Origin of the sequence: Chromatium okenii, assembly GCF_016583745.1 — a bacterium.
Taxonomy (GTDB): domain Bacteria; phylum Pseudomonadota; class Gammaproteobacteria; order Chromatiales; family Chromatiaceae; genus Chromatium; species Chromatium okenii.
The window spans coordinates 16366-41415 of record NZ_NRRQ01000029.1; the positions used below are offsets into that span (position 1 = coordinate 16366).

The window sequence follows — 25050 nt, forward strand, 5'->3', positions numbered from 1 at the left end:
AACACAGGCCGCCGTCATGCCGCGACTCTCTCCTCCGCTGACGCTCATCGCCGCCCTTTTCAGCGCCCTCACCACGCTCGCCGCTGCCGATCCCGCCGCCACTGCGCTGCCCAACGGTGGCAAGGTCGCCGCCGGTTCCGCGCAGATCACGCAGTCCGGCGCACAGATGACCATCGACCAAACCAGCCCTCGCGCCGTCATCAATTGGCAAGGCTTCGACGTCGGGCATGAGGCGGAAGTCAACATCAAACAGCCGAATCGTCGCGCCGCCGTGCTCAATCGCGTCACCACGCCGCAGCCCTCGCAGATCAACGGCAAAGTCAAAGCCAACGGACAGGTGTTCATCGTCAATCCCGCTGGCATCGTGTTTGGTGATAAGGCGCAGGTCGATGTCGGTGGCATCGTCGCCTCCACGCTGGAGATTGACGATGCTGATTTTATGGCGGGAAAACAAGAATTTAAGCGTAAAAAGAAAGCTGGCAAAGTCGTCAATCGCGGCAAAATCACCGCCACCGACGGCGGCTATATCGCGCTGCTGGCGCCAGAATTGCGCAACGAAGGCGTGTTATCCGCCCGTCTCGGCACCGTCGCCCTCGCCGCTGGCGATGCCGTCACATTGACAATTGGCGATCACGTCGCCGTCAAGGTCGATCCGGCAACGGTGGACACGCTGATCGAACAAAAAGCCATGATCCGCGCCGAAGGTGGGCGCGTCATTCTCAGCGCCAAAGCCGCGAGCGCGTTGTTATCCGGCGCAGTCAACGTCAGCGGCACCATTGAAGCTGGCTCGCTCACCCGCAGCGGTGGCGAGGTCGTGTTGGAAGGCAGCGGCGCGGTCACTGTCAGCGGCAAGATCAAAGTCGCTGGCACCACCGGCGGCTCCGTCACCGTCAGCGGCAAATCCGTCAAATTAACCGGAGCCACCATCGACGCCAGCGGCAAACACGGCGGTGGTCGCGTCAGCGTCGGCAGTTGGGAGAGCGATAAAACTGAGGTTGACGCCGCCTCCACGCTCACCGCTTCGGCGAAGGAGCGCGGCTCCGGCGGCACCGTCACCGCAATTGGCAAAACCAGCCGTTTTCAGGGCACGGCCACTGCGCGGGGCGGCGCGGCAGCGGGCAATGGCGGCGTGGTGGAAACCTCCGGTCACACGCTCGACATCGCCGGAGCCAGAGTGGACGCCGGAGCGCCAGCGGGTGCGGCTGGCACTTGGCTGCTTGATCCGCAAACGCTCCTGATTGACGCCGCGAGCGCCAGCAACATCGCCGCCGCTTTGAGCAGCGGCAGCAACGTCACGATCACGGTTGCCGACACCGGCAGCTCGCCCTGCGGCACCGGCGCGTTTGCAAGCTGCACGACTGACGACAATGGCGATTTGATCTTTGGCACTGGCGCAGAAATCACCATTGCACCTTCAATTCCCAGCATTGCCACTTTAACGTTGCAAGCAGATCGCAATATCACCTTTCAAAATCACGCCAGCATTAACGCCAGTGGTGGCGAATTAAATGTCATTTTGAATGCCGATTTGAATAGCGACGGCTCCGGCGCAATTGTCTTTTATTCTGGGGCCGCAATTAAAAGCAACGGCGGCGATATTATTCTCGGTGGCGGCACCGCTGCCGCAGGGTATCCCACTGGCTATGCCGTCGGCGATCACAGCGCCGATTGCGCTTTATTACCGTTCTGCGCCGATTATCTCAATGGCATTTCCTTATTTGGAGCCACCCTCGAATCAAAAGGTGGTGACATTCGATTGCGCGGTCAAAATGCTGCTGGCGCGGCACCAGATGCCGCCCACTCAACGCTTGGCAATAGCTACAGTTCGGGAATTTTAATCAGCGATGCTGGTGGCTTATCAACGACGCTCAATAGTGGAACTGGGCAAATTGAAATTGCCGGCATTTCTGAGTATTTTTATTACAACAGCGAGATCAAACGCCACGCCGTGCAATTATTAAGCGGCAACATTATTTCTGAAAGCACTGCCGCCACCGCCATTCAAATCAGCGGCGACGCGAGTGGCGCGGGTTACGGCAGCGAGAACGGCATTCAATTAGCGAATGGTTTAGAACTGAGCGGCGGCACAATTAAAAACCTCAGCAACGGCGGAATTATTTTAACGGGCATTGGTAGCGCAGATGACTTGGCGTTGACTGGAGAAGCAGTGATTGGTAATGACATCACTCTGGATGATGTCGATATTTATTCAGCAGGCGGCAGCATTCAATTCAACGCTGACACCAAATTGCAAGTCTCCTCTCGCGCCACAATCAATAGTTGGGATGAATACTACCCTGCTACGCTGATTATTCAACCGCGCACAATTGGCACAGCATTGACGCTCGATTTAACTAATCTTGTGACGACACAACTTGCACGCATCAATCTCGGCGGTTCTGATACTGAAACCATTGCGCAGGACATTACCCTCAGCGGCATCAATAACACATTACCGAGCCTGCATATCTATGGAACTGGCAATATCATTCTTGATGGTTCCTTTACTCTGAATGGCGGTTTTTTAGCCAAAGCGGACAACAGTATTGCTGTAAAAACCAATAGCGCAATCACCACGCGGAATGGCGACGCTGTATTATGGGCAGACGCAAATAATGATAACGCAACAACGGACACGATTCTTTTTGAGAACAACGCAGCATTAACGAGCAACGCCCGCATTTTAATAGCGGGTGGTGAAGATGCGAATAACGATGGTTTTCCTGATGGCGGCGCGATGGGAATCACATTAAATGACGCAGTCACGTTAGCGGCTAATCAACCCATTATCGTTCGTTCTGATGCGAATTTAACGCTGGGTGCGAATAGCACATTCAGCACCGCAACCACAGAAACCGACGCAGTAACTTTTATTATTGGCAATCAATTTATTAACAATGCTGGTGCGGATGTTATTACACTAACAGGCACTGGGACGCCGCGTTGGTTAATTTATAGCAATGATATTGATAGCGATGTTCGCGGTTCATTAACAAGCACACCGTTTTTTAATTATTATGGCTGCACATATAACGCGGCTTGTACCGCTGCATTGTCAAGTGGCAGCGGCTTTGTTTACTCAAAACAACCAATAATCACTGTTGTCTCTGACGCACTAACCAAAGAATATGGCGAAGATGATCCAGTATTTACTTATTCAGTCACCGGATTAAAAGATGGTGATGATCTATCTATTTTTACTGGAGATTTAGAGCGCCTTGCGGGTGAAACTGCGGGCGACTATTTAATTGAGCTGGGGACATTAGCCACCACCACCAACTACCAACTTGATTATATCAGCAACTATTTAACGATTACTCCAGCACTCCTAAAAATTCTAAATGTGAGTGGCAGTAAAAGTTATGACGGCACCCCCATTTTTACCTACAACCAATTAGCACTTGATCCCGCCACCATTATCGGCACTGATGATGTAACGTTACAAAGCGGCACGGCAACAGTGAATAGCCGCAACGTCGGAACCTATAACGCTTTTATTAGCAGCACGTTAGCATTAGGTGGCGGCGATGCAGCGAATTATAGTTTAATTGATGGAGCTGTGGCGGTGAGCATCAATCCGGCGCTATTAACAATTAACGCCGTGCCAGAAACCCGCACTTATGACGGCACCAAGTATTCAACTGCCAGCGTGATTTATGCGGGATTGCAAAGTGGCGATACGCTAACCGAATTAACACAAGAATTCGATAGTGCTCATGCTGGCGAGCGAATTTTAACCATTACACCTGATTATAGTTTAAGTGACGGCAATGGCGGTTTGAATTACAACGTGGTGTTAAATACTGCGAGCGGAGTGATTACTCTGGCGCTCGCTAGTTTGAATGCCACTAAGGATTATGATGGCACCACTCAATTCACGGCGGCGCAAATCACGATAAACGGTATTTTAGGAGAAACTTTAGTACTCAATGGCAGCGGTACTGCGACTGCTAATAGTAAAGCAGTGGCGGATAATGCGACTAATTATATTAACAATCTTGGTGGTTTAGTTTTAGCAGATGGCAGTGGTTTAGCCAGTGATTATGTATTACCTGCGCTCACTGCAGCGAACTCAAATAATCGCGTGACCATTAACCCAGTTGCTGCTTATTTAGTTGGGATTACGGGCAGTAAAAGTTACGACGGCACCCCAATTTTTACTTACAACCAACTAGCCCTTGATCCCGCTACCATTATCGGCACTGATGATGTAACTTTACAAAGCGGCACAGCAACAGTGAATAGCCGCAATGTCGGAACCTATAACGCATTTATTAGCAACACGTTAGCATTAGGCGGCGGCGATGCAGCGAATTATAGTTTAATTGACGGGGCTGTAGCGGTGAGCATCAATCCGGCGCTATTAACGATTAACGCCGTACCAGAAACGCGCACTTATGACGGCACCAAGTATTCAACTGCCAGCGTGATTTATGCGGGATTGCAAAGCGGCGATACGCTAACCGAATTAAAACAAGAGTTCGATAGTGTTCATGCAGGTGAGCGGATTTTAACAATTACACCTGATTACAGTTTAAGTGACGGCAATGGCGGTTTGAATTACAACGTGGTCTTAAATACTGCGAGCGGAATGATTACTCCGGCGCTCGCCAGTTTGAGTGCCACTAAGGATTATGATGGCAGCAATCAATTCACGGCTGCGCAAATCACGGTAAATGGTATTTCGGGAGAAACGTTAATACTCAATGGTAGCGGTACAGCGACTGCTAATAGTAAAGCAGTGGCAGATAATGCGACTAATTATATTAACACTCTTGGTGGTTTGGTTTTAGCAGGTGGCAGTGGTTTAGCCAGCGATTATGTATTACCTGCGCTCACCACTGCGAGTGCAAATAATCGCGTGACCATTAACCCAGTTGCCGCTTATTTAATTGGGATCACTGGCAGAAAAAGTTATGACGGCACTCCACTTTTTACCTACAACCAATTAGCACTTGATCCCGCTACCATTATCGGTACTGACGAAGTAAATTTGCACAGCGGCACGGCAACAGTGAATAGCCGCAATGTGGGAAACTATAACGCTTTTATTAGCAGCACGTTAGCATTAGGTGGCGGCGACGCAGCGAATTATAGTTTAATTGATGGAGCTGTGAATGTCAGCATCAATCCGGCGCTATTAACGATTAACGCCGTGCCAGAAACCCGCATTTATGACAGTACCAAGTATTCAACCGCCAGCGTGATTTATGAAGGGTTGCAAAGCGGTGATTTACTGACTGGATTGGTGCAAGAATTTGATAGTGCTCACGCAGGCGAGCGGATTTTAACAATTACACCTGATTACAGTTTAAGTGACGGCAATGGCGGCTTGAATTACAACGTGGTCTTAAACACTGCAACTGGAACCATCACTCCAGCAACCGCTAGTTTGAATGCCAATAAAGATTATGATGGAACCAATCAATTCACGGCAACGCAAATCACGGCAAACGGTATTTTGGGGGAAACTTTAATAATTAATGGCAGCGGTATAGCGATCGCTAATAGCAAACTGGTCGCAGATAATGTGACTAACTATATTAACAATCTTGGTGGTTTGGTGTTAGCAGATGGCAGTGGTTTAGCCAGCAATTATGTATTACCTGCGCTCACTGCTATGAGTACAAATAATCGCGTGACCATTAACCCAGTCGCCGCTTATTTAGTTGGCATCACGGGCAGTAAAAGTTATGACGGCACTCCAATTTTTGCTTACAACCAATTAGCACTTGATCCCGCCGCCATTATCGGCACTGATGAAGTCAATCTACAAAGCGGCACGGCAACAGTAAATAGCCGCAACGTCGGCACCTATAACGCATTTATTAGCAGCACCTTAGCATTAGGCGGCGGCGATGCAGCGAATTATAGTTTAATTGATGGAGCTGTGAATGTAAGTATCAATCCGGCACTATTAACGATTAACGCCGTGCCAGAAACCCGCACTTATGACGGCACCAAGTATTCAACTGCCAGCGTGATTTATGCGGGATTGCAAAGCGGCGATTTATTGACTGAATTGGCGCAAGAATTCGATATTGCTCACGCAGGCGAGCGGATTTTAACAATTACACCTGATTACAGTTTAAGTGACGGCAATGGCGGATTGAATTACAACGTGGTATTAAATACTGCGAGTGGAATGATTACTCCGGCGCTCGCTAGTTTGAATGCCAATAAAGACTATGATGGCACCAATCAATTCACAGCAGCGCAAATCACGGTAAACGGAATTTTAGGAGAAACGTTAATATTCAATGGCAGCGGTACAGCAACTTCTAATAGCAAATTGGTCGCAGATAATGCGACTAGCTATATTAACAATCTTGGTGGTTTAGTTTTAGCAGATGGCAGTGGTTTAGCCAGTGATTATGTGTTACCTGCGCTCACCGCTGCGAGTGCAAATAATCGCGTGACCATTAACCCAGTCGCCGCTTATTTAATTGGTATCACGGGCAGTAAAAGTTATGATGGCACCCCAGTTTTTACCTACAACCAATTAACACTTGATCCCACCACTATTATCGGCACTGATGATGTAACGTTACAAAGCGGCACGGCAACAGTGAATAGCCGCAACGTCGGAACCTATAACGCTTTTATTAGCAGCACGTTAGCATTAGGTGGTGGCGACACAGCGAATTACAGTTTAATTAATGGCGCTGTAGCGGTGAGCATCAATCCGGCGCTATTAACGATTAACGCCGTGCCAGAAACCCGCACTTATGACGGCACCAAGTATTCAACTGCCAGCGTGATTTATGCGGGATTGCAAAGCGGCGATTTATTGACTGAATTGGCGCAAGAATTCGATATTGCTCACGCAGGCGAGCGGATTTTAACAATTACACCTGATTACAGTTTAAGTGACGGCAATGGCGGATTGAATTACAACGTGGTATTAAATACTGCGAGCGGAATGATTACTCCGGCGCTCGCTAGTTTGAATGCCACTAAGGATTATGATGGCACCACTCAATTCACGGCTGCGCAAATCACGGCAAGCGGTATTTTAGGAGAAACGTTAGTACTCAATGGTAGCAGTACAGCGACTGCTAATAGCAAATTGGTCGCAGATAATACGACTAACTACATTAACACTCTTGGTAGTTTAGTTTTAGCAGATGGCAGTGGTTTAGCCAGTGATTATGTATTACCTGCGCTCACCGCTGCAAACCCAAATAATCGTGTGACCATTAACCCAGTTGCCGCTTATTTAATTGGCATCAGAGGAAGTAAAAATTATGACGGCACCCCAGTTTTTACCTACAACCAATTAGCACTTGATCCCGCCACCATTATCGGCACTGATGAAGTCAATCTACAAAGCGGCACGGCAACAGTAAATAGCCGCAATGTGGGAACCTATAACGCATTTATTAGTAGCACTTTAGCATTAGGTGGCGGCGATGCAGCAAATTATAGTTTAATTGACGGAGCTGTAGCGGTGAGCATCAATCCGGCGTTATTAACGATTAACGCCGTGCCAGAAACCCGCATTTATGACAGTACCAAGTATTCAACCGCCAGCGTGATTTATGCGGGATTGGAAAGCGGAGATACGCTAACCGAATTAAAACAAGAATTCGATAGTGCTCATGCTGGCGGGCGGATTTTAACAATTACACCTGATTACAGTTTAAGTGACGGCAATGGCGGTTTGAATTACAACGTGGTATTAAATACTGCGAGCGGAATGATTACCCCTGCGCTCGCTAGTTTGAATGCCAGTAAGGATTATGATGGCAGCAATCAATTCACGGCTGCGCAAATCACGGTAAACGGCATTTTGGGAGAAACGTTAATACTCAATGGCAGCGGTACAGCGACCGCTAATAGTAAACTGGTCGCAGATAATGCGACTAACTATATTAACAATTTTGGTGGTTTGGTTTTAGCAGATGGCAGTGATTTAGCCAGTGATTATGTATTACCTGCGCTCACCGCTGCGAGTGCAAATAATCGCGTGACCATTAACCCAGTTGCTGCTTATTTAATTGGCATCATGGGCGCTAAAAGTTACGATGGCACCCCAATTTTTACTTACAACCAATTAGCACTTGATCCCGCTACCATTATCGGCACTGATGATGTAACTTTACAAAGCGGCGCGGCAACAGTGAATAGCCGCAATGTCGGAACCTATAACGCCTTTATTAGCAGCACGTTAGCATTAGGTGGCGGCGATGCAGCAAACTATAGTTTAATTGATGGAGCTGTGGCGGTGAGCATCAATCCGGCGCTATTAACGATTAACGCCATGCCAGAAACGCGCATTTATGATGGCACTAATTATTCAACTGCCAGCGTGATTTATGCGGGATTACAAAGCGGCGATACGCTAACTGAGTTAAAACAAGAGTTCGATAGTGCTCATGCCGGCGAGCGGATTTTAACAATTACACCTGATTATAGTTTAAGTGACGGTAATGGCGGTTTGAATTACAACGTGGTCTTAAATACTGCGAGCGGAATGATTACTCCGGCGCTCGCTAGTTTGAATGCTATTAAGGATTATGATGGCGCCAATCAATTCACGGCTGCGCAAATCACGGTAAACGGTATTTTAGGAGAGACTTTAACATTAAATGGCAGCGGTACAGCGACTGTTAATAGCAAATTGGTGGCAGATAATGCGACTAATTATATTAATAATCTTGGCGATTTAGTTTTAGCCGATGGCAGTGGTTTAGCCAGTGATTATGTATTACCTGCGCTCATCGCTGCGAACTCAAATAATCGCGTGACCATTAACCCAGTTGCCGCTTATTTAGTTGGCATCACGGGCAGTAAAAGTTACGACGGCACCCCAGTTTTTACCTACGACCAATTAGCACTTGATCCCGCCACCATTATTGGCACTGATGATGTAACTTTACAAAGCGGCACCGCAACCGTGAATAGCCGCAATGTTGGTACCTATAACGCATTTATTAGCAGCACGTTAGCATTAGGCGGCGGCGATGCAACAAATTATAGTTTAATTGACGGGGCTGTGAATGTGAGCATCAATCCGGCGCTATTAACGATTAACGCCGTGCCAGAAACCCGCACTTATGACGGCACCAAGTATTCAACCGCCAGCGTGATTTATGCGGGATTGCAAAGTGGCGATACGCTAACTGAATTAAAACAAGAATTCGATAGTGCTCACGCAGGCGAGCGGATTTTAACAATTACACCTGATTATAGTTTAAGTGACGGCAATGGCGGTTTGAATTACAACGTGGTATTCAATACTGCGAGCGGAATGATTACTCCGGCGCTCGCTAGTTTGAATGCCAGTAAGGATTATGATGGCACCAATCAATTCACGGCAGCGCAAATCACAGTAAACGGTATTTTGGGAGAAACTTTAATAATCAATGGCAGCGGTACAGCAACTGCTAATAGCAAATTAGTCGCAGATAATGCGACTAACTATATTAACAATCTTGGTGGTTTGGTTTTAGCAGATGGCAGTGGTTTGGCGCGGGATTATCAAGTTCCTGATTTAACAAACAGGAATAGTAATAATCATGTGACCATTAACCCTGCGATAACACCTGAGCCAGAACCGACGCCCGATCCTGAGCCAGAACCGACGCCCGATCCTGAGCCAGAACCGACGCCCGATCCTGAGCCAGAACCGACGCCCGATCCTGAGCNCCGATCCTGAGCCTGAGCCGACGCCCGATCCTGAGCCTGAGCCGACGCCCGATCCTGAGCCTGAGCCGACGCCCGATCCTGAGCCGACGCCTGCGCCTATTCAAACTCGCGCTTCTGTCGTGACAATTCAATTGAATAAAAATACTTCATGTGTATTGGCGGATTTGGAACGTTTAACTGCGCTCACTAGCGCCAATAACACCTCAGAAGCAGGTCGCGCTGCATTGAATGCGTTATTTCAAACCACTACCGTTGCTACACAGCAAACGACTACTACCTCTGCCTTGCCGCTTGCATCATCAACCACGACATCAATAACAACTGTTGATGCTATAACGCCTACAGTGAATAGCGATCCTATTGCGTCGATTCCTGAAACGATCAATCTTCCGATTGAAGTTCCAGCGTATCAACCAATTATTACACCGCCGCACATTGAATTGCCGGTAATTGTTGCACCAGTTTCCACTGATGATGACGAAGCGACGAATGATGCGTGTAGTGGTGAAAACGCGCAGCAATCAGAAACATGCCGACGTGTGAATGTGCCTTAAAACCGATACCCAAAGTTAAATTCTAAACCTTCGATGTCGCCATCGCCGGTGAGGTATTTAATTCCTAAACCAAACGGATGACTTGATTGATTGGCTTCTAACTTCGCACTGGAACGCGCTGGTCCAAGAGATATTCCAAATTCTTGATAACTGTTGGTGTATAACGCATCACCAAAGAAACTGGTATCTGTTATAAAGACATCAACGCTAAATGCGCGATTCCAAAACCGCGTTTGCATTGGAATAGAAAATAACAACCCATTGCGAGTGATGGTATTTTTAAGCGTGTAGTTAATGCTGTATTCACCAAAATCAGTGGGTAAGGTTGCATAATAACCAACCATATTGCCCATGCTGATGCGTAAAGCGTCACTGCGATGCAAAATTAAATCACTCGTCAGCGAGCCAGAAATCATTTGACCTAATGATCCTAAATTTGAAGAACCAGAAATACCATAACCAAGCGCCGGCGTGATTGACCATTCAGTAAAAACGTTTTTACGATACGCAATACCAAGATTACCGCGATATGCAGTCGCTCCATCCACCTCAATATAGGTGATGGGGGCGCGAACAATAAGCCGATCATAATTGCTAAATGTGTAGCTATATGAAATAGGCAAAGTGAATACATTTTGCGTCACGTCGCCAATGCTATAGCTCCCAAAACGCGCATCTAAACTCAAATTTTGCCCGGTTGGTGTGGATTCATAAGTGGAACTGGTGCCAGCCTCGAAATCACCTTCTGACATCTGACTTTGTACGCTTGCTGGATTTCCGGCAATGGGATCAACCGGTGAACTTCGCAATAACTCTTTGGCAACTTCTTTGCCGCTTTCTTTAAGATATTGTTCAAATAAATCATTGCTCGCATTGCGATTGCCACCATCAAAAATTTCGCTAATACCAAGACTTGGCACCACAAACATCAATGCCGTTGAGCCATAGCTATAGCCCAAGGTTGCATCTAAACCGCGTAAATCAAGATGATACACTGCTGCGGAAACGCCTTGTTCATAAGTGTTGAATTGTCCAGCCAATTGTGTTTCATCCAGTTGCGCAATAATTCCGCTAATTGAATTTGCACTCGTTTGTGCTGATGCGCCATCAACACACAACGATAAATTGAATAAATCAGAACCCACTGGCGCCGGACAAGTGCAGGGCGGCAAGGTGCATTCTTCTTCTGCCTGTACGTTAAACACGCAACCAATTATCACCGCACCACATAATTTAAGCGCAAAACGTGCTGTATTCATAGTATTCTCCGCACTGTTGATCTCATAAAATGAATTGACTGAGGAAACCGCTGATGTGTTATTTCAATATTCACCGCCCATTTTACTATTGCTTGGTTATCTTGTGGGCAACTGCGAGCAGTGGGTGCGCAACCAATCCCGATCCGCATCAAGGCGGGTTTATTAACGGTCTTGCTGGTTTAGGTGGCGGTGTTTATCAAAACCGAGTGGATACGCGCACCGCGCAATATCATAATGAATTGCAGACTGGTGACCAACTAAAAAGTGAAGTTGCTGCTTTAGAAATTGAGCGGGCGCAATTAAATAGTAGTCTCGAACAAGCGCAACAGCGATTGGCGCAATTAGAACAGCGAATTGCACAAGAACAGGCGGCGCTTGCTAATCAACGCCGCCAACAACAAGCGGCAGTTGCTGCTGCCGCTGCGCAGGCGCGGCAAGCGCGTTTGGCGCAGGCACAAGCGCAGGTGGTGCGCACAAAACGTCAATTGACAACTTTGCGCCCGCGTATTCCAACCGCCACTGCGCCAACGGTGGCGACGCTTAAACAGCAGTCGCAGGCGTTACAACAAGAACTGAATGCAATTGATGAGTTAGTTGGCGTCATTGCTGGTTAATACGATTGGAATGATGCAGTTGCACTTTTTAGTTGAGTTTTAATTCAGCGTTATTTTATAACGAAACGCTCAATTGCAGCGTGGTTTAATAAACAAGTTGATAACAGTTATGATGAATGCGCCAGAGAGTTTACCCGCAGAACGCCTGCTTGATCCTGTGCTGTTGACCGATGATCGCGGTCTTGATCGCGCCATTCGTCCGCGTCAACTGGTTGATTATATTGGACAACCCGCCGTCTGCGAGCAGATGGATATTTTCATCAGTGCGGCGCGAGCACGCGGTGAGGCGCTTGATCATGTGTTGATTTTTGGCCCGCCCGGGCTGGGCAAAACCACGCTCTCGCACATCATCGCCCATGAAATGCAGGTGAATTTGCGCCAAACCTCCGGGCCAGTGTTGGAAAAGCCCGGCGATTTGGCGGCGCTGCTGACCAATTTGGAACGCGGCGATGTGTTGTTTATTGATGAAATTCATCGCCTTAGCCCGCTCATTGAGGAGATGTTATACCCGGCGCTGGAGGATTATCAGCTCGATATTATGATCGGCGACGGGCCGGCTGCGCGGTCGATTAAACTCGATTTGCCGCCGTTTACGCTGGTTGGTGCGACCACTCGCGCCGGGCTGTTGACCGCGCCGCTGCGGGATCGGTTTGGGATCGTGGCGCGGTTGGAATACTACGCGGCGGCGGATTTGACGCGCATCGTGACCCGGTCGGCGCAATTATTGGGTATTGACACGGACGCGGCGGGCGCGGCGGAAATTGCGCAGCGGGCGCGGGGAACGCCGCGCATTGCCAACCGGTTGCTGCGGCGGGTGCGCGATTACGCGCAAATTCGCGCTGACGGTCGCATCACTCACGCGGTGGCCGATCAGGCGTTGACGCTGCTCAAAGTTGATGCGCTGGGTTTCGATCACTTGGATCGGCGGTTGTTGGAGGCGGTGATTGAGAAATTTGCGGGCGGGCCGGTCGGGCTGGAGAGTTTGGCGGCCGCGATTGGCGAGGAACGCGGCACCATTGAGGATGTGTTGGAGCCGTTTTTGATTCAACAGGGATTTTTGATGCGGACGCCGCGGGGACGGATGGCGACGCCCCGCGCTTATCAACATTTTGGGCGAACGCCGCCGCCGAGTTTGGCAGCAGATGTCGCGCCGGATTGGTTCGATTTGAAGCTAAATTATTGATTTACGGTGCCATTTATTCACCGCAGCCGGCTCCAGCACCAACACTTCACCGCCATTCACCTCATCCCACGCCGCCAGCACCCGCCGCGTCGCACCGTTATCCAGATGGTCAGCGGGGCGATGCGTGTGTCCATGCACCATCTGCGTTGCGTCAAAACGGCGCAGAGTCGTCGCCACCGTTGCCGGATTCACATCCATGATTTCCAACGTTTTTTCTGCGGTTGCGGTCATGCTGCGCTGACGATAGTGCTGCGCCAGCGCCCGTCGTTTTGCCAGCGGTTGCCATAAAAAAAGCTGCTGCAACAAGGGGTTGTGGACATGACGGCGGAAGCGTTGATACGCGACATCATCGCTGCACAACAGATCGCCGTGCAGCAATACGGTCGATTCACCGCCGCAGTTGAGCAACGTCAGGTCGCGCAGACGCTGGCAGCCGGAGGTGCGGAAAAAAGCGCGTCCCAGCAAAAAATCGCGGTTGCCCGGCACAATCGCGCAGTCCACGCCAGCAGCGGTCAAGTCGCGCAATGCGGCGCAAATATCCCGCTGCAATGGCGTGTCGTCATCGTCGCCAATCCACGCATCAAATAAATCGCCGAGAATATAAAGCTGCTGCGCGTGGCGGGCGTGTGTGCGCAGAAAATGAATAAAACGCGCTGTTGTGGCGGGGCGCTCCGGCGCTAAATGCAGGTCAGAAATAAATAGAATCACGGCAGTGACAATGCAATTATTTTTGCGATGATGGCGCATCAAATAAATCAGTGAGACCTTCCAATTCTTCGGCGCTAATTTCCACTTCCGCTTCTGGTTCAGTTAATTTTGATTTTGCGCTTTTCACTGCGGGAGGTTCTTCGCCATCAGTGCTAAACGCCGCCGAATACTCTTTCATCAATTCATCGAGCGTGTGGCGGGTGGTTTCTAATTCTTCGGCAAGCTTTATTTTTTCACTTTCTAAGGCGCCATCTGACAGTTGTGTTGAGACCAAATCTGCCCAAGGATCGAGCACCATTGCCAATTCGTTGGGAATATCTGCTAATTTTTTACCATCGCGCTCTAAATATAAACTGAGCATCGCTTGATAAAAGGCTTGTTCGCGCCGCGCATATTCATCAACTTTTGCTTTTAGTGCGTCATCTTGTAGCTGATATGTTGATTCAAATAACGCGGTGAGCGCATCGCGCCGTGATAATTCAATCCGTTCAAATTTTTTAATCACTTCGCCAGCATGTTGTAAATCATCATGCACTTTTTGATTGTGATGGCGCATTAAAAAAAACAGAATTGCCCATGCCACCAGTGCGAATTCCGCCGCCAGAATGAAACTGCTTAACGTCAATGCGTTCATGCGGATGCCATTGTGGAAGAAGTTGTTATTTGTGCTGCTAATGCGCGTTGTTTGGAGCGGCGCAATAACCACCAAGTCAGGCCGAGAAATGCGCCAAGGGCGACGTTGCCCAACATGACATACAGGCTCACATCCAGCCATGACAGCGGCGCGGTTGGCGCATCCGCATCCGTCGCTGGCGCGGCAAATTGCACCTCAAGTTGTTCCGGTGCGGGAGTGACATCAATGGGTTCGCCGCTGCGGGAACGCGCCAGCAGCCGCCCTTCCACCCGATAACTGCCGGGGTGCGCGATGGGAAGTGTGAGCACCAGCGGCTGCGTGGTCGGTTGGGGAATGTCGAGCACGACCTGCTGTCCCGTTGTGCTGTGCGCCCGTAAATAGCCGGAAAGTGTTTTCAAATCAACCAGATCAGCTTCGGCAGTGAGGGTGGCGACGATGGTGGCAGTTGGCGTTACCTCTGTGGGTAATTGCACTTGGTAATTTACGGTCAGCGGTGCGCCAATCAGGCGGAACCGTTTGGCAAGCTGGCGCTGGAAAGTGCCGCTATCGAGAATGATTTGGAGCTGATAATTTCCGGGCGCGAGTGGATTGGTTTCGAGTTCGGTGTGATAGCGACCGGTTGCAGGATCAAGTTCCAAGCGCACTTCAATCGGCGCGAGATGATTTTTCTCAGCATCGTGTGACGGGGGCGGCACTTCTGCTGCATAAACATTGCCCACAAAATCAAGCAGATGTGGTGGTTCTAGCGCGGAATGTGCTGGCGCATCATGGTGTGCGGGAGCTGGCGCAGGATGATCCGGTGGGGCTGGCGCGGCGGCGGGTACAACCGCAGTGTCTAGCTGCGTCAACGTGACTTTAGCGGTGACGAGTTGTAATAAATCTTGGCGCGTCACTGGCTGCTGATGATTGGTGAGCCAAGCACTGATATTGAGTTTTGCGCCATGCGGCAACACCCCCGGCAGCGGTTCTAATTCCAATCCCAAATCAGTGACCACCACCACGCGATTATCGGGATCGCTCACGCCCTGCAATTGCCAACGCCCGGACTGCGGCGTGGTCAGTGTCACCAGATCGTAGCCCTCCTCTTCGCGCCACAACACATTCGGCGTGGGTTTGGTGCCAGAAATCGTTTTGCCGTCCGGCGTGATGAGCGCCGTTGCCATCTCGCCGCTGCGGAAAGCTAACAGTGTGAATTCAGACACTTGCGCGTCAATTTGAAACTGATTGCCGCTTAATGGCACCGTCGTCGGCGCTGCCGCTTGCTCAAGCATGTGCAGAAAAATCCGTTGCAGCGCGTCGGCATCAGCCGCTTTTTCCAACCAACCGCCGGTATCGCTGGTCAAGATGCGCAACAACTCAGCATCCACCGCATCCGACAACGCCACCGCGTGTACCTTGACATGCAACGCCCGCAGCCGCGCCAATTGCTCAGACAAAATGCGCGTCCGCGACGCCGCACTTTGCGTCGGGTCTTTACCGACATCGACCAACCCGTCCGTCAGCAACACCAGATGCCGATCCGTCGCCTCCTTGGACGCTTCCCAGCCGCTGAGACCGGCCGTCAACGCTTGCTCAATATCCGTCAACGCGCCCCGCGAATGAATCCGCTCTAACCGTGAGCGCGTGCGCGTTTTCCACGCTTCATTGACGACACCTGGCGGCACCAAAGCCTCAGTTTTATCCGCAAATAACCACACTCCCGCTTCTGCGCCCAGCGGCAGTAATTCATTCACCAATCGCAGCGCAGGTATGCGCAAATTTTGCGGATCGTTTTGGCGCATACTGCCAGAGACATCAATTAATAAACGGACATCTGGCGGCGGTGCTGCCCACAAACTGCTGGCGCTCAACAATAAAACGCACGAAAACAAAATTTGTCGTTTAAATAACAGCAAAAAGTGATCTTTCATAGAAAATACCGCCGTGTGGTGCGGTGAAGGCGCGGGGATTAAAAATTATGGCAACCACAACTCAAAACAACCGCCGGGGAGTGAATAGTCATTCCGCAATTGAATATACCCTTTACGCCCGTCGGGAGTGTGATGCAATTCAGCCACCCGCGCCGCAAAGTACAAACCGAGATGCGTTCGCGCCGGATCGCTGCTACCACCAGTGGACACCATGATCTGTTCAGGCTGCTGTTGTGAAGTAAACCATTGCAATAACGATTCGGGAAATCCTACACCGTCATCTTCTAAACGGATCACTAAATAGTTCTGGGTTTTAGCAGCACTGAGTTGAATTTTTGTGCGGGCATAGCGTCCGGCATTACCAATCGCACTATTGAGCAACCCGTGAATTAAATCAGCATCAAAATAACCAGTTGTTTGCGCGTCGCAAACATAGGTTAAATCAAGCGCCAATGCCCGACATAGCGCCTGATTATCAGCAATCACATCCTCAAAAAAATCACCAAGATGCTGCTTAGTGACTCGCGCTGTTAATTGCGCATTGCCAAGTTTATAGAGATTGAGCAATTGGATCAGCGTACTGTTTGCGCGTTGCGTTTCATGTTGCAACAGACTCACTTGTTGCGAATCAGCGAGTTGATTATCCGGGTTGTTAATCAACGCATCCAGCGTGTTAAGAATTGATCCGAGTGAATTCTTGATGTCATGGATGGAAGAAGCAAGAATATCGGAGAAGTCCATCATCCAGCCTCACTACTAATTCGTTGGCGTCATGTTTTTTAACCGCGAAGTCACTTCGTGCAACCGCCAATCTTGCAGTGCAAGTGCCTGTACACGATCAACATAACGGCGCACAGTGAGAATATCATCCATCGAAGCGCCCTGCTTTTCCATTCTAATAATCATTGCCTTGGCAGCATTGAGGTTAATGGTTTTATTGCCGGGCATTTCTTCGGCAGCTTCATTCAACAGTTTAATCGCTTCGTCAAACTTGCCTTGTTTAATTAAATACACACCGGTGTTGTTGGTTTTAACCACACGCTGTTGAATTTCACGAATGGCAGTTTCGGCGTCGTATTCAAAGTTTGCTTCCCGACACACCTGCACCAATTCCATCAAAAACTCTTCGTCATCATGGTTATTGGCAATAGCATGTTGTAGCAGCAGCGTGGCTTTTTCTTGTTCACCAATCTGGACATACGTTTTGGCCATTTCTAAGCCAAGTTTCGAGCGCGTCGTCTCACCGCATTGCGCAATTGCTTTTTCTGCATTCTGCATAGCATCCGCTGCAGCAGCCGTATCACCTTGATTCTGTTTCACCGCTGCCGTTGCCGTTGCTTTATAAAACACCGCTTCGGGTTGACCGGGAAAAACCTTGGTAATTTCACCGATGATCTTTAATGCCTCAATATGCTTGCTATTGCTCGATTTAGATCGCGCTAAACCAGCAAATAATGAGGGATGATTGAGTACTGAATGCTTGGCTAACGTCACTGCTTTCGTGAATGCAGTTTCCGCTTGTTCAGGATGACCATTGCTTAATGCTAAATCACCCAATTGTTGCTGCCGTTTCAAGGCGCGGGGCGAAATTTTCACTGCCGCATGTAACGTTTGCTCGGCTTCTTCAAATTGTTTTAATTCCGCCTGCGTTTTTGCCAGCCAATCATACGCGGCAACAAAATTCGGATCGTTGACGATCAATTGCTTAAACATCTCCATCGCCTGAGCATGGTTGCGCTTCCAATACAACGCTTTTCCCATGCCCCACCGCGCCCAAGAGGTTTCATGTTCAGCCAATACCTGCTCAAAAATCACTATCGCATCATCATAGCGCGTTGCGGTTAAACACACTTCGCTTTTTAACTTGAGCAAATCCGGTAAATTTTTCGGATTCCTTGCAATCAAATCGTCCAATTCAGCAATAGCGGCACTGTAATCTTTTGCCATCAGTGCTTTATTGACTTTTCTCAGATCAGCCTTGCGTTCAAATAGCTTATCTAACCGCCGCTTCAAGATGTCTTTGGTGAAAGGTTTGGAAAGATAACTATCGGGCGCGTATTCAACCGCACTCATCACCATGTCGCGGGTGTTTTCCGCAGTAATCATAATGAAAATGCTATCCACACCTAAGAGCAAATTATGACGCGCTTCTTCTAAAACCTGTTGTCCATCTTTGCCGGGACCAAGGTTGTAATCACAGAGCACGACGTCATAACGTCTACTTGTCATCTGCGCAATGGCATCATTACCATCACGCGCTTGATCGACCTGTGTCACTTCCAGTGAACGCAGAATACTTCTAATTGCTGAACGCACATCACTAAAATCATCAACAATCAGATACTTTTTATTAAGATATTCTTCATCTGCCATTGGATTGCGCCCCTAAGCGCCTTTTATTCACTCATTCTGCTACAGATCGTTTCAGATATTACTCTTTACTCTCTGTAGCGATCAAGACAGTTGTTTTTAAGATGCCATTGCAATTTCACGCGCAATGGCGCGATAACCAATATCACGGCGGCAAAATGCGCCTTCCCAATGAATATGATCCAACGCTTGATAAGCGCGTCGTTGCGCATCCGCTACAGTCGTCCCCAGCGCCGTCACGCACAGCACGCGCCCGCCATTCGTCAACAGCGCCCCGTCTACCATCCGAGTGCCGGCGTGAAAAATCATCGCTTCCGACGGCGGCACCGCCTCAACGCCAGTAATTAATTGTTCCAGCGCGTGTTGATCGGGATAACCGCCCGCCGCCAATACCACGCCCAGCGCCGGACGCGGATCCCATTCAACCGTCATCTGGTCGAGGGTGCCGGCAAGTGCCGCTAAACATAATTCAACTAAATCAGAACGTAAGCGCAGCAATAGCGGCTGAGTTTCGGGATCACCGAGACGGCAATTGAATTCCAATACCTTCGGCGTGCCATCAGCCGCAATCATTAAACCGGCATATAAAAAGCCGCGATAATGAATTCCCGCAGCTATTAAACCCGCCACCGTCGGCTCCATTACTTCGCGCAAAATGCGGGCTTGAATTGCGGGCGTTACAATCGGCGCAGGCGAATACGCGCCCATGCCGCCGGTATTCGGGCCGAGATCGCCATCATCTCGCGCCTTGTGATCCTGCGAAGTCGCCAGCGGCACAATCTGTTCACCGTCGATCATGGCGATAAAACTCGCCTCCTCGCCAGTCAAAAACTCCTCAATCACCACCCGCGCTCCCGCCGTGCCAAAGCGTCCGACAGTCAACATATCGCGCACGGCAGCCGCTGCGTCTGCCAAATTGTCCGCCACAATCACGCCCTTACCGGCAGCCAAGCCGTCAGCTTTAATCACAATCGGCGCACCCACTTGTTGCAAATACGCCAGCGCTGGCTCCACTTCGGTAAACACGCCGTAAGCGGCAGTCGGAATGTGATGCTGCGCTAAAAACTGTTTGGCAAAGGCTTTGGAACCTTCCAACTGCGCGGCGGCTTGACTGGGGCCAAAACAGGGTAAACCGGCCGCCAGAAACGCATCGACGATGCCCGCCACCAGCGGCAACTCCGGTCCGATGATAGTTAAATCAATCGCTTGCTCGCGGGCAAATTGCAGCAGCGCCGGAATATCGGTGGCGGCAATTGCCACATTTTCAACGCCGGCTTCTCGCGCCGTGCCGCCATTGCCGGGCGCAACAAACACCCGCTTTGCCAACGGCGATTGCGCCACTTTCCACGCCAGCGCGTGTTCACGTCCACCATTACCAACAATCAATATATTCATAATTCATCGTATTCGTTATGAGAAAGCGTGACATTGCGATAACTGTCCGCCAAGGTTAAACCACAATTCAATTAACCAAACGAAATTAAACCACGCCGACTGGATTGAATAAACTGCACAATATGCGCCGTTTCGGGGCTGGGATAGTCTTGTTCAGCCCGAATTAACGCCTGCGCCAAACGTAATCCCGAACGCAAAATTAACCGATACACGGCTTTAATATGCTGGCGTTGTTCGGCAGTAAATCCATTGCGGCGTAAACCAACCACATTTAATCCTAACATTTTAGCGCGATGTCCATCCGCTAATACAAATGGTGGCACATCTTGCGCCACGCCCGTCACTCCCGCCACCATTGCATACGCGCCAATCCGACAGAACTGATGCACTGCCACTTGACCGGATAAAAATACGCGATCTTCAATCGTGACATGCCCTGCGAGCGTGGCGGTATTGGCAAAGATATTGTGATCGCCAATCACGCAATCATGCCCAGCATGAGAAAATGCCATCCAATAATTATCGTTGCCAATTCGAGTGCCGTCGTCGGATTTAATACCGCAACTGATATTAACGCCTTCTTTGAAGTGATTGCGGTCGCCAATGGTTAATGGTTTAGCGCGGTCGGGAGTGAAAGTGAAATCCTGCGGCTCGGCACCGAGTGTGGCTCCGTGACACACGCGGTTATTCATGCCCATGCGCGTATTGCCATAAATACGCGCACAGCTATCAATAATGCAGCCAGCACCAATGACAGCTCCTGCTTCAATAATTGAATACGCGCCCACTTGCACCGTGTCGTGCAATTGAGCGCCAGCTTCAATAATCGCAGTGGGATGAATCCGCATGTTTAACTTTAACCCTTGCCAATCTGAGTAAAAAGCCCCCTTTGAAAAAGGGGGTTGGGGGATTTATAAAAGGGCTGGAGAATTTAATGGCGGAAATGGCGCATTTCTGTGAAGATCATCGCCATACCATGTTCATTTGCAGCGGCAATGACTTCAGCATCGCGCATGGAGCCGCCCGGTTGAATCACGGCAGTAATTCCCGCTTCTGCCGCTTGATCAATGCCATCGCGGAATGGAAAAAACGCATCGGATGCCATGACAGCGCCAGCAACAATTAACCCCGCGTGTTCGGCTTTAATCCGCGCAATTCGCGCCGAATTTACGCGGCTCATTTGCCCTGCGCCAACGCCAATCGTCATTTGTTCACGGCCATAAATAATGGCATTGGATTTTACAAATTTGGCCACGCGCCAGCTAAATAATAAGTCGGCATATTCCTGTGCAGTGGGAGCGCGTTCGGTGACTGTTTTCACCTGTTCGGTGAGACACAAATCCGCATCTTGCACCAGCAGACCACCGTTGACCCGTTTGAAATCAAGGCGATACGCAGGTTCTGCATTCCAACTGCCGCATTCGAGCAGCCGCACGTTTTGTTTTGCAGCGACGACGGCACGCGCAGCGGCGCTGATGCGCGGGGCGATGATGACCTCAACAAATTGCCGTTCAACAATGGCTTGCGCGGTTTCTGCGTCGAGTTCGTCGTTAAACGCGATGATGCCGCCGAATGCCGATTCGGGATCGGTTTGATAGGCGCGGTTGTAGGCGTCGAGCAGGCTGGTGCTGACGGCGACGCCGCACGGATTGGCGTGTTTGACGATCACGCAGGCGGGCGCTCCGCTGAATTGTTTGACGCATTCGAGCGCGGCGTCGGTGTCGCCAATGTTGTTATAAGACAGTTCCTTACCTTGAATTTGGCGGGCGGTGCTGATGCCGACTTCGCTGTGATCGTGTTCGACATAAAACGCAGCATTTTGATGCGGATTTTCGCCATAACGCAGCGCCTGCTGGCGCTTGAATTGCAGGCTCAAAGTGCGCGGGAAGGCGCTGTTTTCACCCGCCGCAGTCGCCACGCGGGCGCCGAGATAATTGGCAATTGCGCCGTCATAACGGGCGGTGTGTTCAAACACTTTGACTGCTAAATCAAAGCGCGTGGCGAAGCTGACTCCGCCGGTGCTCTCCATTTCGGACAAGACGCGGGTGTAATCCGCTGCATCAACGACGACGGTCACGCCGGCGTGATTTTTGGCGGCAGCGCGCAGCATGGTCGGGCCGCCGATGTCGATATTTTCAATCGCCGTGACCAGATCGCAGTCGGGATTGGCGACGGTCTGCTCGAACGGGTACAGATTGACGACCACCAAATCAATCGGCGCAATCGCGTTGACCGCCATCACCGCCTCGTCAATGCCGCGTCGTCCCAAAATGCCGCCGTGAATGCGCGGATGGAGCGTTTTGACGCGCCCGTCCATCATTTCAGGAAACCCTGTGTAATCAGAGACTTCGATGACGGGAATGCCGTGCGCGGTGAGCAGTTTGGCAGTGCCGCCGGTGGAAAGAATTTCGACGTTGTGCGCGGCGAGGGCGCGGGCAAAATCGACTACTCCGGTTTTATCAGAAACGCTAATCAGGGCGCGATGAATGGCTTGCATCAAATTGAGTCCGAACGTCGTTAAAGGGTTGAAAATTCAAGTTATATCCGCGCAGCGGGCGAAAAATGTTTGCACCAGCGCGGTTTGTTGGGCTGGCGTCTGCGCCTGATTGACCGTTGCCCGAAATGCCGTCGCCTGAGGAAAGCTGCGGCAATACCACGCGAGATGTTTACGCGCAATTTGCACGCCCATGGTTGCGCCATAAAATTGATATAATTCATCAAGATGGGTGCAGACAAGCGCGGCAATCCAAGCTGGCGCGGGCAGTGGCGGCGGGGCAACGCCGGTGGTCAATTCCGCCGCGAGATCACGAAATAACCACGGTCGCCCTCGCGCAGCGCGTCCAATCATAATCGCATCCGCCCCGGTTGCATCCACAATGCGGCGAACGTCCTCCGCCGTAGCGATGTCGCCGTTGGCAATTAAAGTGCCAGTGAACACCTCGCGGACGGCAGCCAGCGTGTCGTGTTCGGCCGGAATGTTGTAATGACAAGCGCGAGTGCGTCCGTGTACGGTCAACGCCGCAATGCCAGAATCGTGCGCGATGTGCGCAATGGCGGGCGCGTTGCGGGTTTCTGGCGACCAGCCGGTGCGAATTTTCAGCGTGACCGGCACCTGCACTGCCGCGACGACCGCCGCCAAAATCCGCCCAACCAATGGCTCATCGCGCAGCAACGCGGAACCGGCAGCGACGCGGCAGACTTTTTGCGCGGGGCAACCCATATTGATGTCAATAATCTGCGCACCTAAATCGACATTCAGCTGGGCAGCTTGCGCCAATTCAATTGGGTTTGCGCCGACAATTTGCGCGGCAATGATGCCGGATTCACCGCTATAATCAAGACGGCGCAATGATTGACGACTGCCCCATAATGCCGTATTCGCTGCGACCATTTCCGCTACAGTATAACCGGCACCGAATTGGCGACATAACACACGAAAGGGGCGATCCGTAATTCCTGCCATTGGCGCGAGCACCAGATTATTCGCAAATTGATGATTGCCAATGACAAAAGGGCGCAATGGTGATTGGAGGTTTGGTTGTGTTGCAGAAGGCGTGATCATAGAATAATGTATCAATCCTAAAGATGAGGTTTATCCATGAATATGCCACAGCTTGCCGGTACGACCGAGCGGTTTACTTATGGCGATTATTGCCAATGGCCTGATGATGAACGTTGGGAATTGATTGATGGACAAGCCTTTGCGATGTCCGCCCCCAGCCGTATTCATCAAGAATTCGTGGTGGAATTGACGCGCCAGATCGCCAATGCACTACAGAACCATCCTTGCAGCGTTTATATTGCACCGTTTGATGTGCGTTTACCGCAGCGCGACGAAGCGGATGATCAAGTTGATACGGTGGTGCAACCTGATTTGGCAGTGATTTGTGATCGGAATAAACTGGATGATAAAGGTTGTCGCGGTGCGCCGGATTGGATTATTGAAATCCTCTCACCGAGTACGGCTGCGCACGATCAAATCCGCAAACTGGCGTTATATGAACGGCACGGAGTGCGTGAATACTGGTTATTGCACCCACTTGATCGCATTTTAATGATTTATCTGCTGGGTGAAGATGGTCGTTTTGGCAAGCCAGAAGTGCGCGAATTAACTGATCCCACTGCGGTGATGGTGGTGAATGGTTTGGAGATTCAGTGGCCTGAGATTTAAGCACTGCAGATAACAAAAGGTGATATATGAATTTTGAGTGGGACGATAAAAAAGCTGCAAAAAATCTGAAGAAACATGGTCTTTCATTTCAAGAAGCGGCTTCAGTTTTCGGAGACCCTTTGGCTATCACCTTTGATGATTCAAGTCATTCTGTTAGTGAGTATAGATTGTTAACATTTGGGCGCACCATAAATGGAAAAATGGTTGTTGTTTCTCATACTGAAAGGAGTCAATCAATGAGAATTATCAGCGCCCGTCTTATGGCGCAACATGAGAAGAGTATTTATGAAGAAGGTTAAGGTTCAAAATGATGGAATGAAATCGGAGTACAAAAGAGAAGATTTAGGCGTTGGTGTGCGGGGAAAGTACTACAGCGCATACTGTGAGGGGCACAATCTTGTGTTGCTTAACCCAGAAGTAGCAAAAGCATTTCCATCTGATGAAGCAGTGAACGAAGCATTGTTGTCTTTAATCAGAATTGCGCAGGCATCAACCGGTTTGGTAAAATAATCAAGGGAAAAGTGATTAAAAATTTGCGCCCTAGCTGTGGATAAAAACAAAATCATTTACAGCTTTTGCGGATAGCATTTTATCAGATTTT

General features: G+C 50.0%; 16 protein-coding genes. 6 read left to right on the top strand and 10 right to left on the bottom strand.

What is annotated here, in order from left to right:
• Positions 1-16 precede the first annotated feature (16 nt).
• Positions 17-9650 (top strand): YDG domain-containing protein (locus CKO12_RS15410; RefSeq protein WP_420826839.1); only part of this gene is annotated, 9634 nt, incomplete at its 3' end.
• Between the two features lie 551 nt (positions 9651-10201).
• Here the strand turns inward: CKO12_RS15410 and CKO12_RS10935 are convergent.
• Entirely contained in the window at positions 10202-11464 is a 1263-nt protein-coding gene (locus CKO12_RS10935) for a hypothetical protein (RefSeq protein WP_200154781.1), read from the bottom strand.
• A gap of 92 nt (positions 11465-11556) precedes the next feature.
• Between CKO12_RS10935 and CKO12_RS10940 the strand changes: the two genes are divergently transcribed.
• Together CKO12_RS10940 and ruvB are read left to right on the top strand one after the other, a co-directional pair.
• The gene (locus CKO12_RS10940) at positions 11557-12078 is read left to right on the top strand and encodes a hypothetical protein (RefSeq protein WP_207146341.1); all 522 of its coding nucleotides are present in this window, start codon (positions 11557-11559) and stop codon (positions 12076-12078) included.
• A gap of 109 nt (positions 12079-12187) precedes the next feature.
• A complete protein-coding gene (ruvB, locus tag CKO12_RS10945; RefSeq protein WP_242466305.1) occupies positions 12188-13261 on the top strand; it encodes a Holliday junction branch migration DNA helicase RuvB in 1074 nt (357 codons plus the stop codon).
• Here ruvB and CKO12_RS10950 read toward each other — a convergent pair.
• From CKO12_RS10950 to dusB, 9 genes are all read right to left on the bottom strand, one after another.
• Positions 13250-14008: a UDP-2,3-diacylglucosamine diphosphatase gene (locus CKO12_RS10950; RefSeq protein ID WP_200154784.1), complete on the bottom strand. Its 759-nt coding sequence runs from the start codon at positions 14006-14008 to the stop codon at positions 13250-13252. The genes ruvB and CKO12_RS10950 overlap by 12 nt on opposite strands.
• Positions 13986-14603 (bottom strand): hypothetical protein, encoded by a 618-nt coding sequence (locus CKO12_RS10955; protein ID WP_200154785.1) that lies wholly within the window; start codon positions 14601-14603, stop codon positions 13986-13988. Before CKO12_RS10955 ends, CKO12_RS10950 begins: the two co-directional genes overlap by 23 nt.
• Positions 14600-16513: a VWA domain-containing protein gene (locus tag CKO12_RS10960; RefSeq protein ID WP_200154786.1), complete on the bottom strand. Its 1914-nt coding sequence runs from the start codon at positions 16511-16513 to the stop codon at positions 14600-14602. The genes CKO12_RS10955 and CKO12_RS10960 overlap by 4 nt, the downstream gene beginning before the upstream one ends.
• 45 nt (positions 16514-16558) lie before the next feature.
• Positions 16559-17257: a sensor histidine kinase gene (locus CKO12_RS10965; protein ID WP_242466306.1), complete on the bottom strand. Its 699-nt coding sequence runs from the start codon at positions 17255-17257 to the stop codon at positions 16559-16561.
• A gap of 12 nt (positions 17258-17269) precedes the next feature.
• A complete protein-coding gene (locus tag CKO12_RS10970; protein ID WP_200154788.1) occupies positions 17270-18886 on the bottom strand; it encodes a tetratricopeptide repeat-containing response regulator in 1617 nt (538 codons plus the stop codon).
• A gap of 96 nt (positions 18887-18982) precedes the next feature.
• Positions 18983-20278, bottom strand: a complete 1296-nt coding sequence (gene purD / locus CKO12_RS10975; protein ID WP_200154789.1) for a phosphoribosylamine--glycine ligase — start codon at positions 20276-20278, stop codon at positions 18983-18985.
• A 71-nt stretch (positions 20279-20349) separates the two neighbouring features.
• The gene (gene lpxA / locus CKO12_RS10980) at positions 20350-21126 is read right to left on the bottom strand and encodes an acyl-ACP--UDP-N-acetylglucosamine O-acyltransferase (protein ID WP_200154790.1); all 777 of its coding nucleotides are present in this window, start codon (positions 21124-21126) and stop codon (positions 20350-20352) included.
• An 83-nt stretch (positions 21127-21209) separates the two neighbouring features.
• On the bottom strand, positions 21210-22775 hold the full coding sequence (gene purH / locus CKO12_RS10985; RefSeq protein ID WP_200154791.1) for a bifunctional phosphoribosylaminoimidazolecarboxamide formyltransferase/IMP cyclohydrolase: 1566 nt from the start codon (positions 22773-22775) through the stop codon (positions 21210-21212).
• 36 nt (positions 22776-22811) lie between these two features.
• The gene (gene dusB / locus CKO12_RS10990; protein ID WP_200154792.1) at positions 22812-23840 is read right to left on the bottom strand and encodes a tRNA dihydrouridine synthase DusB; all 1029 of its coding nucleotides are present in this window, start codon (positions 23838-23840) and stop codon (positions 22812-22814) included.
• Positions 23841-23882: 42 nt separating this feature from the next.
• Between dusB and CKO12_RS10995 the strand changes: the two genes are divergently transcribed.
• The 3 genes from CKO12_RS10995 to CKO12_RS11005 are packed head-to-tail and all read left to right on the top strand — an operon-like array spanning position 23883 to position 24959.
• A complete protein-coding gene (locus CKO12_RS10995) occupies positions 23883-24449 on the top strand; it encodes a Uma2 family endonuclease (RefSeq protein ID WP_200154814.1) in 567 nt (188 codons plus the stop codon).
• A 26-nt stretch (positions 24450-24475) separates the two neighbouring features.
• Positions 24476-24748: a BrnT family toxin gene (locus CKO12_RS11000; RefSeq protein ID WP_200154793.1), complete on the top strand. Its 273-nt coding sequence runs from the start codon at positions 24476-24478 to the stop codon at positions 24746-24748.
• Entirely contained in the window at positions 24735-24959 is a 225-nt protein-coding gene (locus tag CKO12_RS11005; protein ID WP_242466307.1) for a hypothetical protein, read from the top strand. The genes CKO12_RS11000 and CKO12_RS11005 overlap by 14 nt, the downstream gene beginning before the upstream one ends.
• Positions 24960-25050: the final 91 nt, after the last annotated feature.